The organism is Williamsia sp. Y712, assembly GCF_059445525.1.
Genome location: NZ_JCAIUN010000001.1, coordinates 1,123,069 through 1,136,578, shown reverse-complemented (window position 1 = coordinate 1,136,578; position 13,510 = coordinate 1,123,069). Strand labels below are relative to the sequence as shown.

Below are 13,510 nucleotides of genomic sequence, written 5' to 3'. Positions count from 1 at the left end.
GCTCGCGGGCGTCTGACTACGGGATTTCAGGCCTCGATGATGGCCGTGACGCCCTGTCCGCCGGCGGCGCAGATCGAGATGAGGGCGCGACCGCCACCGTTCTCGCTGATCTGCTTGGCAGCCTGGGCCACGATCCGGCCGCCGGTGGCGGCGAACGGGTGACCCGCGGCCAGCGACGAGCCGTTGACGTTCAGCTTCGACCGGTCGATGCTGCCCAGCGCGCCGTCCAGACCAAGGCGCTCCTTGCAGTACTCGTCGGACTCGAAGGCGGCCAGCGTGCACAGCACCACCGAGGCGAATGCCTCGTGGATCTCGTAGAAATCGAAGTCCTGCAGGGTCAGGCCGTTGCGCTCGAGCAGACGCGGGATGGCGTAGGTCGGGGCCATCAGCAGGCCGTCGGGGCCGTTGACGTAGTCGACCGCAGCCGTCTCGACGTCGACCAGGTGTGCCAGTACCGGCAGCTTCTGCTGTGCGGCCCACTCGTCGGTGCTCAGCAGCACCACCGAGGCGCCGTCGGTCAATGGGGTGGAGTTGCCCGCCGTCATGGTCGCGTCACCGAGCGAGACCCCGAACACGGGCTTGAGGGTGGCCAGCTTCTCCACGGTGCTGCCCGGACGCAGGTTCTGATCGCGGGTCAGGCCCTGGAACGGCGTGATCAGGTCGTCGAAGAACCCGCGGTCGTAGGCGGCGGCCATCTTCTGATGGCTGGCCGCGGCGAGTTCGTCCTGGTCTTCGCGCTTGATGCCGAATTCTTTGGCCGTGATCGCGGCGTGGTCGCCCATCGACATCCCGGTGCGGGGTTCCCCGTTGCGCGGGATCTCGATACCGAGTGAGGTCGGGAGCTTGGCGATCGCCTTGAGCCGTGCGCCCGTGCTGCGGGCCCGGTTCACGGCCAGCATCGCCTGTCGCATGCTCTCGGAGACCCCGATCGGGGCATCCGATGTGGTGTCGACACCGCCACCGATACCGGCGTCGAACTTGCCGGTGGCGATGCCGTCGGCCACCGCCGAGATCGCCTGTAGTCCGGTACCGCAGGCCTGCTGGAGGTCGAACGCCGGCGTGTACGGCGACAGCGCCGATCCCAGGACGGATTCCCGGATCAGGTTGAAGTCGCGGGAGTGTTTGAGCACGGCTCCGCCTGCAACCATGCCGAGACGCTGACCCTGCAGGTTGAAGCGGCTGACCAGCCCGTTCAGCGTTGCGGTGAACATGTCCTGGTTGCTCGCCTTGGCGTAGGCGCCGTCCTGACGGGCAAACGGGATCCGATTGCCGCCGACGATCGCCACCGGCCGCACGCTGCGGGCCTTCCGTGATGTGGCGCCGGCACCACTGGTATCTGCGGAGCCGTTGCTCGCCCCGTTGTTCGTTGCACCGTTGTTCGTTGCCACTGCGGATCTCCCAAGTTGTGGATGGCTCTTATGGCGTATTCTTACTCCCGAGTAAGTTCGTTGTCGACTCCGCCCCGGGGGTTACCCCCGATCGGGTGGCGCAAACAACACCGATGCCGTCTGACACCAAGGAGTGCACGTGCCTTCCAACGGAACCACCGACCTGTATTCGACGTTTGTGAACTCCGGCCCGGGGTCATTCCTCGCCGGAAAGATCGGCTTGCCACAACCACCCCACCTGCGTCGATACCGTGCAGGCGAACCGGCACTCACCGGTCCGGTCCTACTCGGCGGAAACGGCCGGCTGATCGAGCCGCTGCGCGAGATCCTCGGCGACCCGGACAGCGGCTACGAGCTGATCACGAACAACACCGCAGGCCGGGGAGCCGACAAGCTCGGCGCCGTGGTCCTCGACGCCACCGGGATCACCAAGTCGTCCGAGCTGTCGCTGCTCTTCGAGTTCTTCGGTCCGGCGATGCGCGCCAGCGGAAGCTGCGCCCGGTTCGTGGTCATCGGCACCACCCCCGAACTGGCGAAGACACCCGACGAGCACATCGCCCAGCGAGCCCTGGAAGGCTTCACCCGTTCGCTTGGCAAAGAGCTGCGCAAGGGCTCGACCGCCCAGCTCGTCTATGTCTCGCCCGATGCCAAGACCGGACTGTCCGGGCTCGAGTCGACACTGCGCTTCCTGCTCTCCGCCAAGTCCGCGTTCGTCGACGCCCAGGTCATCCGGGTCGATGAGAAGGACGCCGTCGCCCCGGCCAGCTGGGACAAGCCGTTGCAGGGCAAGGTCGCGCTGGTGACCGGAGCCGCCCGTGGCATCGGCGCCACGATCGCCGAGGTCCTCGCCCGCGACGGCGCCCACGTCATCGCCGCCGACATCCCGGCCGCTGGTGATGCCCTCTCGCAAACCGCGAACAAGGTCGGCGGCACATCGCTGCCGCTCGACGTCACCGCCGACGATGCGGGCAAGCGGATCGCCGAGCATGTGCTGGCGCGCCACGGCGGCCTCGACATCATCGTCAACAACGCAGGCATCACCCGCGACAAGTTGCTCGCCAACATGGACGACGCACGCTGGAGCTCGGTCATCGGTGTCAATCTCATTGCGCCACAAAAGCTTGTCGACGATCTCCTGGAAGCCGGCGCGTTGCGCGAAGGCGGCTCGGTCATCGACGTGTCGTCGATCGCCGGTATCGCGGGCAACCGCGGCCAGACCAACTACGGCACCTCCAAGGCCGGTGTCATCGGCCTGGTGGACACCTACGCACCGATCCTGGCCGAGAAGAAGATCACGATCAACGCCGTGGCCCCCGGATTCATCGAGACCGCGATGACCGCCGCGATCCCACTGGCCACCCGCGAGGTGGGACGCCGGATCAGCTCGCTGCAGCAGGGCGGGCAGACCGTCGACGTCGCCGAGACGGTGGCCTACTTCGCCAACCCGGCGTCGAGCGCTGTCACCGGCAACGTGGTTCGCGTCTGCGGTCAGAGCATGCTGGGAGCCTGAGATGCCGAATACCGTTACCCTGCATGAGTTCCCATCCACCGGCGATATCTATCGCCGGGCCGTGACCGCCATGCTCCCGGTGGTCGGCAAGTCCGGCCGGGTGTCCGCTGATGCCGTTCTGCCCGACACCACGCTGCGGTTACCGGACGTGAAGGTCGACCTCGACCAGCTGCGCGACTACTGCGCGTGCACCGGTCAGCAATACGGCGACACCCTGCCGCTGACCTTTCCGTTCGTATTGCAGTTCCCGCTCGTGATGAAACTCCTTGTGGCCAAGGACTTTCCGTTGACCGCAATCGGTTCGGTGCACATGGAGAACAACATCGAGCGGTTCCGCCCGATCAACGTCCGTGAGCCACTGACCATCGAGACCCACGCGGAGAACCTGCGGGAGCATCGCAAGGGCATGCTCGTCGACGTCATCTCCGAGTTCTCGGTGGGCAATGAACTGGTCACCCGACAGACCGCGACGTTCCTGAGCCAGCAGCACACCAGCCTGTCCGATGGTCCGCGTCCACCGGCACCGGCCGAGCACCGGCCACCGCCGCCGGACGCCACCCTGGTGGCCAACCTGGGCCTGATCCGGAAATACGCCGCGGCCAGTGGCGACCGGAACCCGATCCACACCGGCAACCTGAGCGCCAAGGCCTTCGGATTCCCGCGGGCCATCGCCCACGGGATGTGGACGGCGGCGCGGGTGGTGGCGAACACCGAGGGCCAACTCGCCGACCGGGTCACCTACAACGTGAAGTTCGGCAAGCCCCTGATCCTGCCTGCGAAGGTGAACGTCTACACCAAACGGTCAGAGAGCGGCTTCGACATTTCGGTCCTGAACCCGAAAAAGGGCTACCCACACCTCACCGCCACCCTCCGCTAGGTACCGAAATTGGTGGGTTTTGGTGAGCATTTCCCCAGGTGAGACTCACCAAAACCCACCACTTTGGGCTCGCGGGGGGGTTAGGGGCGGTCTCCGGCGAGGCCGCGCCAGCCCATCGAGACCATCAGGTCGGCGGCTGAGTCTAGGTCGATGTCGCCTTCGGAGATCCGGTCGGCAACGGCCTCACCGGCGCCGACGAGCGCCACGGCCATGAGTTCGAAATCGGTGTCACTGGGATGCGGGACGGTGGTGCCGCGGCGGAGAAGGTCGGCGACCATCTCGATCAGCCGAGCCCGGCTCGCGGCGACAAGACCGGCGAACTTGGCCTGTCCGGTGGCCAGGCGATAGAGCACCCGCCACGACTCCCGGTTGTTGTGGACATAGTGCAGAAAGTCGTAGATGACCGTGCGGGCCTGATCGTGCTGCTTGAGATTCGGATCGAAGCCGGCGGTCATCGCCTCGATGAACCGGGCACCCTCACGATTGATGCAGGCGCCGAAGAGTTCATCTTTGGAGCCGTAATAGAGATAGAGCATCGGTTTGCTGATGTCCGCCTCGGCGGCAATCGCATCCATCGACGTCTCTCGGAAACCGTTTGCGGCGAAGACGTGCACCGCGGCGTCGAGCATCTGCTGCTCGCGGACGGCGCGCGGCAAGCGTTTGGTTCCTCCGGCCACGACACCAACTTTCTTAGACCTTCTGATCCCGACCACCTTACCAGCCGGTAAGTTCATTCGCGGTCAGCGCACGCCCGGTCTCAACAGTCGAGGACACCCTTGGCGCGCAACACCCGGACCACCGAGTTGTCCACCTGATCGGCCGAGAGCTCACCACTGTCGACCGCCGCGGTCAACGTGTCCAGGACTGCCGGGACGTCGTTCGTCGAGAGCCACAGGGCGATGTCCGCGCCTGCCGACAACGCCAACGTGGCCGCCTTCTCGATGCCGTACTTCGCCGAGATCGCCGCCATCCCCGACAGATCGTCGGTGAAGATCGGCCCCTCGAAAGGTGGTGCGCCATAACCGGTGCCGTCACGCAGCAGCGAGATCGCGGCCGGGCTGATGCTGGCCGGGGTGTCCGGTCCGGTCAGCCCAGGGACGATGAGGTGTCCCATCATCACACCGGCCCCCGGATCCGTGACCAGGGTGCGGTAGGGCACCAGATCGGTGGTCTGGAGCTCCGCGATCGGCGGTGTGGCCACGGTGCCGGTGTGCGAGTCGCCCGAACCGCTGCCGTGGCCGGGGAAGTGTTTGAACACCGGCATGATGCCCGCGTCCTTCAGTCCCTGCGCGAACGCCTCGGCGTAGATGGTCACCGTCTCCGGGTCATCGCTGAACGAGCGGTCGCCGATCACCTCGTTGGCAGACTGCGCACTGACGTCGACCACCGGGGCGTAGTCGACCGTGATGCCCAGTTCACTCATCGCCTGCCCCTGAGATGTCGCCAGCTCCTGAACCTGCGCCGGGGTCATCGTCTGTGCCATCTCGCGGGCCGAGGGGAAATCGATGCCGAGCGACGACAGCCGTGAGACCCGGCCACCCTCCTGATCCACCGAGACCATCACCGGGAAGTCCGCGGCCTGTTGCATCGCGCTGACGCCGCCGGGAAGAATCGACAAGTCGGTCCAACTACCGATGAATACCCCGCCGATCTGTTCGGTGGTGACCACGTTCACCGCATCGTCGGTGCCGGTGACACCGACCATCAGCAACTGGGCCAGCTTGCGACGCAGCGGCATGGACTCGAGCTCGGATGCCCCGCAGGCGTCCGGGGTCACCATCGGCGTTCCCGACGTCGCCGGGGGCGCGACCGCACTCGTCGGCGACGTCCCGGAATCCGAGCTCAGGAGCTCCTCGGGTTTGTCGTCCGACCCGCTACAGGCGGCCACCATCAGCCCGACGGTGATCGTCAGGGCGGCCAGGGCACGGCGGGGGCGGTGTTCGACATACATAAACCGAGTCTTGCACGGTATTGCTGTGTGATGTCCGTTACATTCAGGCGGTATCCTCGACAGCGGAGGACCTTGCACAGGAGGCAACCATGTCCGGGCAGCAAACCAACGTGAAACCGGGACATACCGGACAAGACACGATCATGATCGCCTACGACGGCAGCGAGAACTCAAATCGGGCGATCGACTACGCAGGCAGATTCCTGCAGTCACACATGGCGTTCGTGGTGACCGCCTGGGAGTCGGGCATACACCAGAGCGCACGGCTCTCGGCACTCTCGGGCGGAATGCAGCCCGTGTTGCACTCCGTGGTCGATCAGGGCATCGACGACGCACTCCACGACGAGGCCCGCGACCGGAACACCCAGGGCGTCCAGCGCGCCATCGCCGCCGGCCTGCAGGCGCAGGGCCGCCTCGCCGAGGTCGACTCGACCGTCTGGGCCGCACTCGTCGACGCCGCCGACACACTCGAGGTCGACATCCTTGTCACCGGCACCAGCGGCGCCTCCGGACTGCGGGCCCTACTGCACAGCAGTGTGTCCGAGCACGTCCTCAAGCATTGCCATCGCCCGGTACTGGTGGTCCCGGCCGGATGCGATCGGCGGAACGAAGATGCACGGGCGCTGCGAAGGTCCAAGGCCAGGATGGTAACTTCGCACACATGATGAACAACCGCCTGATTGCGGGCGCTGTCGCCGGAGTTCTGGGCGTTGTATTTGCCATTGCCGCTGTCTTCCTTGGCGGCGTGCTGTCGTCCGAAGATTCGCCGGCCACTGATGTGAACAGCTTCAACGCAGAAAACGGCTTTGTCGAGGGAACTGTCGACTACGGCACCCGCGACAACGCCGGAGTCACAAACTGACCAAACGAGGACTGCTGTATGCAGCTCTCGTGGCGCTGTTCGCGTCGTTCCTCCAGTCCCCTGGCCTGATATCGGCTGACACCAAGCTCGACCTGACCGGAGATCCACTCGGATTCCTCGGCCGGGCGGCGCATCTGTGGTCGTCGATTGCACCTCTCGGGCAGGTACAGAACCAGGCCTACGGATACTTCTTTCCCCACGGCGCATTTTTTGCTCTCGGCGATCTGCTGTCGCTGCCGGCCTGGGTCACCCAACGGCTGTGGTGGGCACTGCTGCTCTGGGCCGGTTTCGTGGGGTTCGTGCGCCTCGCGGACGCACTCGGGGTCGGCTCGCGGTGGTCCCGGATTTTTGCGGCCCTCGTCTTCGTGACCAGCCCCCGTGTCCTGACCACCATCGGCTCGATCTCTTCCGAGACACTGCCGATGATGTTGGCGCCGTGGGTCCTCGTCCCGGTGGTGATGGCACTCAATCAAGCGGTTCCGACGAAAACGCCACGTCGCCTGGCCTTCGAATCCGCCTGTGCCCTCGCCCTGATGGGCGCGGTCAATGCAGTGGCGACCCTGGCGGCGGCGTCGGTGGCCATCATCTGGTGGCTGTTGCACACACCGTTGCGCACAAACGCCGCGCGCTGGTGGCGTTTCGGACTGTGGTGGCTGCTCGGCAGCGTGATGGCCTGCCTCTGGTGGGTCGTACCGCTTCTCATCCTGTCGCGGGTCAGTCCCCCGTTCCTGGATTTCATCGAATCATCACGTGTGACAACCGAATGGGTGTCACTGACCGAGGTCCTCCGCGGCACCAGCGCCTGGACCCCATTTGTCTCACCGGAACGGGTCGCCGGAGCCGGTCTCGTCTCGCAGCCCGCCGCAGTCGTCGCGACGGGGGTCCTGGCCGCCGCCGGACTCACCGGACTTGCGATGCGGGCGATGCCTGCCCGCGGACGTCTGACCGTCATCCTGCTCATCGGACTGCTGCTGATCTGCCTCGGCTACCCGGGGCAACTCGGATCGCCCATCGGTGAATCGGTCCGCACCTTCCTGGACGGCGCCGGTGCTCCGCTACGCAACATCCACAAGTGGGAACCGCTGATCAGGATCCCGCTGGCCTTGGGTATCGCGCACCTGCTGGCCCGGGTCCCGACCCCGCAGACCGTCGGATGGCGTGGCATGCGGGTGGCGTTCGCGCACCCCGAGCGGTCGAAGCCGGTCGCGGCCGCGGTGGTGCTTCTGGTTGCCTTGCTCGCTGCCGGTTCGATGGTCTGGACCCGATCGCTCGCCGCACCGGGCAGTTACAGCGCCATCCCGTCGTACTGGAAAGACACGGCCGACTGGCTCGACGACAACGGCGCGGACGAAAACCGTCGTGCCCTGGTGGTTCCGGGATCACCATTTGCCAACCAGACCTGGGGGTTGACCCGCGACGAGCCGCTGCAGGTGCTCGCCGACGAGCCCTGGGCCGTCCGCGACGCCATCCCCCTGACCCCACCGGGGGCAATCCGGGCGCTGGATTCGGTGCAGCGGGCGATCGCCGCGGGCAGGCCGATGCCCGGTCTGGCCGCAACCCTGGCGCAGCAGGGGATCTCGTACGTGGTCGTGCGGGCCGACCTCGATCCGTCCACCTCCCGTTCGGCCCGTCCGGTGTTGGCGCAGCACGCAATTGCCGGATCGCCCGGCATGACCCCGGTGGCGACCTTCGGCCCGGAGGTCGGCGCCGCCACCATCGACGACGACATCGTGTCCGACAGCGGCCTGCGACCGAAACTGCCCGCGATCCAGATCTTCGAAGTCGACTCGAGCGTCGCATTCCCGGGTACCCGGGCCGCAACCGTCCCCTCGGACTCGATGCCGCGCGTTTCCGGCGGCCCCGAATCCCTTGCCCAGCTTCAGAACAACGCGGCGATCGCCGACGAGCCGCCTCTGGGTCCGGTTGTCCTGCAGTCCGATGCGCAGGAGGCAGGCCTGCCCGAGGTTCCGATGGTCGTCACCGACACCCCCACCAACCGGGAGGTCGACTTCGGCCGCGTCGACGACCACAGCTCCGGCATCCGTACCCCCGACGATCCCCGTCTGACACAGAACGCCGTTGCCGACTATTCGGTCGACGGTCAGCCCCTGGTGCAAGGCGAATGGCTGCTCGACGGCCAGCCCGATCAACTTTCGGTCAGCGCATCCGGATCGGCCTCCGATGCAACACAATTGGGGCAGAGCTCCCCTGGCAGCTCACCCGCCGCCGCCTTCGACCAGAATCCGAACACCAGCTGGGTCAGCCGCGGCCTGGACTCCGCGGTTGGACAGTGGCTACAACTCGACTTCACCGAGCCCCGCGAGCGACTCGCCCTCGACATCACGCTGGGCACAGCCCTGGGTCCGGGCGTCTCCACGCTACTGATCACCACTGAAGCCGGCAGCACCGTCGCCTCCGGGGTCTCACCCGGAACCGTGACCAGAGTCGTGCCGCCGAGCGGGCCGACCCGATGGATTCAGATCCGTGCCGTCGACACCGAGAACCACACTGCCGGAAATCAATTCGTGATCTCCGAGGTCGAGTTGCGCGATGCCGCGGCCGATCGGGTGCTCCCGATCCGTCACCGCATCGTTCTCCCGGAGTTAATTGCCGGACAACAGGTCTCACAATGGGATCTCGGACCCGAACTACCCGGCCGCGCGGCCTGCGTCCCCGACGGCGATGTGACGGTCTGTTCGGATTCGCTGAGCCTGCCCACCGAAGAGCCGGGCACCTTCGGCCGGGTGCTGTCGGTCCCGTCCCCGGTATCGGTCGAACCGTCGGTGACGGTCACCGCCCGGCCGTCAGAAGCATTGACCGCCTTGCTCTCCGACCCCACCGAGATCACCGCGACCGGCGAATCGTCCATCGTCGATCCACGCGGTGGATCCTCTGCCGCCGTCGACGGCGACCCGGGTACCAGCTGGATCGCCCGCACCGGCGAGAGCGGCGACGCCGACCCCACGCTTCGTTTGCAATTGCCCACACCGCAGGTCGTCGACGGCCTGAAGATCACCGTGCCACCCCGGCAATTCCCCGCCGATCCGCTACTGGTCGGCGTCGACCTCGGCAACGGGCGGCAGGTTCGGGAGGTCGGCGACGACGGCGTCATCCGGCTCGATCCCCATGAGACCTCCGCGATCACCATCGTGATCCTGGAGAAGCAGGAGATCCTCGACGCGAACAGCCTCGGATTCGCCGACCTGGCCCCGACCGGCATCGCAGAGGTCGAGGTCCTGGGCACCGACATACCCCAGGCAGACCCGGACCGGCCGATCGTGGTCGATTGCTTCGACGGCCCCGGTCTGACCATCGCCGGGTCCGCCGCGCGCTTCTCGGTGAAGACCACCGCGGCAGCGCTGCAGTCCGGCGCGCCGATCCCGGCCACACTCTGCGGCTCTGCGGCGTTGGCACTCCCGGCCGGCGAACAGGAGCTCGCGGTCAACCCCGGCGACGCGTTCTCGGTCTCGGCGGTGACGCTGACCGCAACGGGCGCACAGATCCCGCGCGCCGTCCCGCAGCCCACCACCGTCACCCGCTGGGACGCGACCGATCGTCGGGTCGAGGTGGCCGCCGCATCCGAAGAGCGGGTCCTGATCGTTCCCGAGAGCGAGAATTCCGGGTGGGAGGCGCAGGCAGGCGACATCACGCTCAAGCCGCTGACCGTCAACGGCTGGCAACAGGGCTGGATCATCCCGGCCGGGTACGCAGGCGCCATCTCGCTGACGTTCCCGCTCGATCAGCCATATCGGTGGTCGATCGGGATCGGCCTGGCGCTTGTCGCGCTGCTCTTCGTCGCCACGCTTCTGCCGATCCGTCGCCGACCCGCGCCGATTTCCCCTGCGCTCATCCCAGCTGTGGCGCAGCCCATCCGGGCAGGCGTCGCGGCTCCATTGCTGCTGGCCGGCGCCGTCTACCTGCTGACCGGGCCGATCGGGCTGGGCATCTCGGCCGTTGTCGCCGCCGCGGTGACCGCGTCGACGTTACGTGTGCGCCGTCCACGACGGCGGAACAACGGTGCGGCCCTTGTCGCGATCATGATGTTGCTCGCGACCTTTGGTCTGGCTTCGGGCCCGTGGCGGTCGTCGCTGGGTTACACCGGCTGGGACTGGTGGGTTCAGCTACCGGCTCTGCTGGCGGTCGTATTGGTCGCGTGGCTCGCGATCGACGTGCCGCGATGGCTGATCCGCCTGACGTCCCGGCTGCGCCGGTAGCGCCTTGCGCTGGGATTGTGCCAGTGCCGCCCGAGCCTCACTGTCGCGCAACCACTGCCGGGTCGGCTCCTCGATCCAGGCGTAACTGGCCGCCGACACCCCGATGGTCAACAGCACGGTCAGTGTGAACACGACGAACATGGACCCGGAGAACGGGACGATCCCGCCCAGGGGAAAGACCCAGGCGAGCACCACCAGGTGCCAGATGAAGATGGAGTACGACCATCGGCCCAGCGCCTGCATCGGCGCCGAGTCCAGGAACCGGTGGCTCCGGGCGGGATTCAACGTCAGGGGGGCGATCAACGCGAACCCGATGATGACGCCCAACACCATCTTGACCGCGAACTGCCATGGCTCGAGCGGCGCCAACCCGGTAGGTCCGGCGAGTTCTGTGCACGAGAGCGCGAAGGCCACCGCGGCCACACCGGCCATCAGCCACTGCCGACCACCCAGGCGTACGAGTCGCCCGCGGAGCCCGACGGCACTCGTTGTTCCCAATTCGGCCAGGACCAGGCCGCACACGAACCACGGCAGGTGCCCCGGCAGCCAGTTCTTGGCCTCCACCCCGGCAGCCAGTGGCAGCGCATCGGCGACCCAGGCCCAGCCCAGGGCGATCACTCCGGTACTCACGAGCACCGGGATCCGCCATCGCGCCGAACCCCCGCGCAGACGCACCATCAACCAGGCGATCAACGGCAATGCCAGATAGAAGCTGACCTCCACCGACAGGCTCCACATCTGGGTGAGGCCTGCGGTCAGTGTCAACGGCACGTAGACCTGGGTCAGCGTCAGGTTGGCGATCCAGACGGTGAAACTCGCCGGCCGCGCATCGGGCAGCAGGCACAGGACCACCACCACGACCACCACGTAGGCGGGCCAGATCCGGACCACCCGGTGCCGCAGATATCGCCAGGTCGAGGCCACCTTCCGGTGCGGGTCCCCGGCGGCCTCGGCATGCGGACGCCACAGGAGATAGCCCGAGAGCGCAAAGAACAGGGCCACCGCCATGTCGAACCGGCCCCAGACCGCTCCCAACACGCTTCCGTCCACCGAGCCGGTCTGGAAAGCGACGTGCGTGACGATGACACCGACGGCGGCGAGTGCACGCATGCCTTCGAGTGCTCTGTTGAAACCGGCGACCGGCCGCGAAGAGCTCATGATGAGCCCAAAGTACCCGGCGCACCGGCGACCGCGGCTTCGAGGCACTGAAGGTCAGGTCCGCGACTGTTAGTCTCGCTGTGCCGTAAGCGTTGCCGCTCAGATCTGAAGGAGAACCGCCGGATGGCACCTCAGCCACGGATGTCAGCCAAGGACCTCGCCGGTCCGGTCGCGATCTTCTTCGGAGCATTGTTGCTGGTGGCCGCCATCGCGCTGCCGCTCTATTTTGTCGACACGCTCAAGAAGACCCCGATGGACCTCGACATCACCAGCGTCGCGACGAGCCAGCCGCAGCCCACGGTGTCCGGAAGTGACTCCCAACCGGCCAAGATCTTCAACAGCTGTTCGGTCGACGAGGCCCGCGCGGAGGTCTCGGACGCCCGTCTCACGCAACAGCAGCGTGTAATCGTGGTCGATCCGGCCGACAGCAACATCGCCACGTTCCAGGCCGGCCAGTCGACCAGGATCGACTCGTACACCAGCGGCGACGAGACGATCACCCCGTCCGCGGCCGGTGGTGCCGGCGGTTGCATGTCCTCGTTGCTGACCGCGACGCGCGACCTCGTCACCACCAACCGGGAGACTGCCGAACCGGCGATCTCCGGCGGCGGACAATCCGAGGTCAAGGTCGACGCCAGCGACAACAGCGTCAGCCTCCCCGATCGCACCGGCCTGCAGTACCGATTCCCGTTCGGTGTCGAGAAGAGCGACAAGTATCAGTACTTCGATCTGACGACCCGGACCACCAACCCGCTGACCTACGTCGACGACAAGACCGAGATCCACGGCGTGAAGACCTACCACTTCACCCAGGAGGTTCCGGAAGTCGACCTGAGCACGCTCGTCGATGCCAATGACCAGCAGCTGCCCGGTACGTCCCTCGATCAGACGGCGGGTTGGTACGGCGGATTCCCCGACTACCGCAACAATGACAAGTTGCCTGCCTCGCTGGTGCAGTCCAGCACCCGCGACCTCTACGTCGACCCGGCCAGCGGCACGATTCTCAATGAGCAGCAACATATTCGGCAGGACTTCAAGCTGAACGTGAGCGATGATTCGCCGAAGGAAATGCTCGACTACCGCCTTACCGCGCTGGACGTCGTGTTCTCGTACGACCAGGCCACCCAAGAGGAATTGGCTTCGGACGCAAAGAGTTTGAGCGATCCGATCACACTGTGGGGCCGCTGGATCCCGATCATCTTCGGCATCATCGGCGCTGTCCTGCTCGCGCTGGGCGTGTGGCTCCTGTTCCGTTCCGGCGGTGGCCCGAAGCCGGCCGTGGCAACTGACGGACCCACCGATTCAGGTGATCAGCCCTATCAGCCCGGCCCCGGCGATTCCACATACCCGCAATCGACGTACCCGGAGCAGCAGTACGAACAGCAGCCCTACGATCCGGATCAGACCCGGCAGATCCCGGTCGTGCGGGACGACGGTGACGGGTTCACCGACTGGTCCCCGCCCCGCCGCTCCTGAGACAAAACCACACGGCCGCGCCATCTCCAGCTGTTGCAACTGTTGGAAATGACGCGGCCGTGTGGTTTTGCGGG

At 66.4% G+C, this 13,510-nt stretch carries 10 protein-coding genes; 6 read left to right on the top strand and 4 right to left on the bottom strand.

What is annotated here, in order from left to right; all coding sequences use genetic code 11:
* Positions 1-26 precede the first annotated feature (26 nt).
* Complete coding sequence (locus AC1D75_RS05490; RefSeq protein WP_495514276.1) at positions 27-1,388, bottom strand: acetyl-CoA C-acetyltransferase; 1,362 nt, start codon at positions 1,386-1,388, stop codon at positions 27-29.
* Between the two features lie 139 nt (positions 1,389-1,527).
* On the opposite strand from AC1D75_RS05490, the gene AC1D75_RS05485 reads away from it, so the two are divergent.
* Positions 1,528-2,898, top strand: a complete 1,371-nt coding sequence (locus tag AC1D75_RS05485; protein ID WP_495514275.1) for a 3-oxoacyl-ACP reductase — start codon at positions 1,528-1,530, stop codon at positions 2,896-2,898.
* A gap of 1 nt (position 2,899) precedes the next feature.
* On the top strand, positions 2,900-3,775 hold the full coding sequence (locus AC1D75_RS05480) for a MaoC/PaaZ C-terminal domain-containing protein (protein ID WP_495514274.1): 876 nt from the start codon (positions 2,900-2,902) through the stop codon (positions 3,773-3,775).
* An 80-nt stretch (positions 3,776-3,855) separates the two neighbouring features.
* Here AC1D75_RS05480 and AC1D75_RS05475 read toward each other — a convergent pair whose 3' ends face one another.
* Positions 3,856-4,452: a TetR/AcrR family transcriptional regulator gene (locus AC1D75_RS05475; protein WP_482136122.1), complete on the bottom strand. Its 597-nt coding sequence runs from the start codon at positions 4,450-4,452 to the stop codon at positions 3,856-3,858.
* An 80-nt stretch (positions 4,453-4,532) separates the two neighbouring features.
* The gene (locus tag AC1D75_RS05470; protein ID WP_495514273.1) at positions 4,533-5,726 is read right to left on the bottom strand and encodes a glycoside hydrolase family 3 N-terminal domain-containing protein; all 1,194 of its coding nucleotides are present in this window, start codon (positions 5,724-5,726) and stop codon (positions 4,533-4,535) included.
* 89 nt (positions 5,727-5,815) lie between these two features.
* Here AC1D75_RS05470 and AC1D75_RS05465 point away from each other — a divergent pair, with 89 nt between their 5' ends.
* The 3 genes from AC1D75_RS05465 to AC1D75_RS05455 are packed head-to-tail and all read left to right on the top strand — an operon-like array spanning position 5,816 to position 10,802.
* The gene (locus AC1D75_RS05465) at positions 5,816-6,391 is read left to right on the top strand and encodes a universal stress protein (RefSeq protein ID WP_495514272.1); all 576 of its coding nucleotides are present in this window, start codon (positions 5,816-5,818) and stop codon (positions 6,389-6,391) included.
* Positions 6,388-6,588, top strand: a complete 201-nt coding sequence (locus tag AC1D75_RS05460) for a DUF2613 domain-containing protein (protein WP_482136125.1) — start codon at positions 6,388-6,390, stop codon at positions 6,586-6,588. The genes AC1D75_RS05465 and AC1D75_RS05460 overlap by 4 nt, the downstream gene beginning before the upstream one ends.
* Positions 6,589-6,617: 29 nt before the next feature.
* Positions 6,618-10,802, top strand: coding sequence for an alpha-(1->3)-arabinofuranosyltransferase domain-containing protein (locus tag AC1D75_RS05455; RefSeq protein ID WP_495514271.1), 4,185 nt, complete (start codon positions 6,618-6,620; stop codon positions 10,800-10,802).
* Here AC1D75_RS05455 and AC1D75_RS05450 read toward each other — a convergent pair.
* Positions 10,710-11,960, bottom strand: a complete 1,251-nt coding sequence (locus AC1D75_RS05450) for an acyltransferase family protein (RefSeq protein WP_495514270.1) — start codon at positions 11,958-11,960, stop codon at positions 10,710-10,712. The two genes, AC1D75_RS05455 and AC1D75_RS05450, sit on opposite strands and share 93 nt — an antisense overlap.
* A gap of 123 nt (positions 11,961-12,083) precedes the next feature.
* On the opposite strand from AC1D75_RS05450, the gene pgfA reads away from it, so the two are divergent.
* Positions 12,084-13,436: a cell envelope lipid trafficking protein PgfA gene (pgfA, locus tag AC1D75_RS05445; RefSeq protein WP_495514269.1), complete on the top strand. Its 1,353-nt coding sequence runs from the start codon at positions 12,084-12,086 to the stop codon at positions 13,434-13,436.
* Positions 13,437-13,510 lie beyond the last annotated feature (74 nt).

Bases quoted from the DNA above. Each gene is read 5' to 3' on its own strand.
- AC1D75_RS05480 (WP_495514274.1), top strand. From the start codon at position 2,900: ATGCCGAATACCGTTACCCTGCATGAGTTCCCATCCACCGGCGATATC.
- AC1D75_RS05470 (WP_495514273.1), bottom strand. From the start codon at position 5,726: ATGTATGTCGAACACCGCCCCCGCCGTGCCCTGGCCGCCCTGACGATC.
- AC1D75_RS05465 (WP_495514272.1), top strand. From the start codon at position 5,816: ATGTCCGGGCAGCAAACCAACGTGAAACCGGGACATACCGGACAAGAC.
- AC1D75_RS05460 (WP_482136125.1), top strand. From the start codon at position 6,388: ATGATGAACAACCGCCTGATTGCGGGCGCTGTCGCCGGAGTTCTGGGC.
- AC1D75_RS05450 (WP_495514270.1), bottom strand. From the start codon at position 11,960: ATGAGCTCTTCGCGGCCGGTCGCCGGTTTCAACAGAGCACTCGAAGGC.
- pgfA (WP_495514269.1), top strand. From the start codon at position 12,084: ATGGCACCTCAGCCACGGATGTCAGCCAAGGACCTCGCCGGTCCGGTC.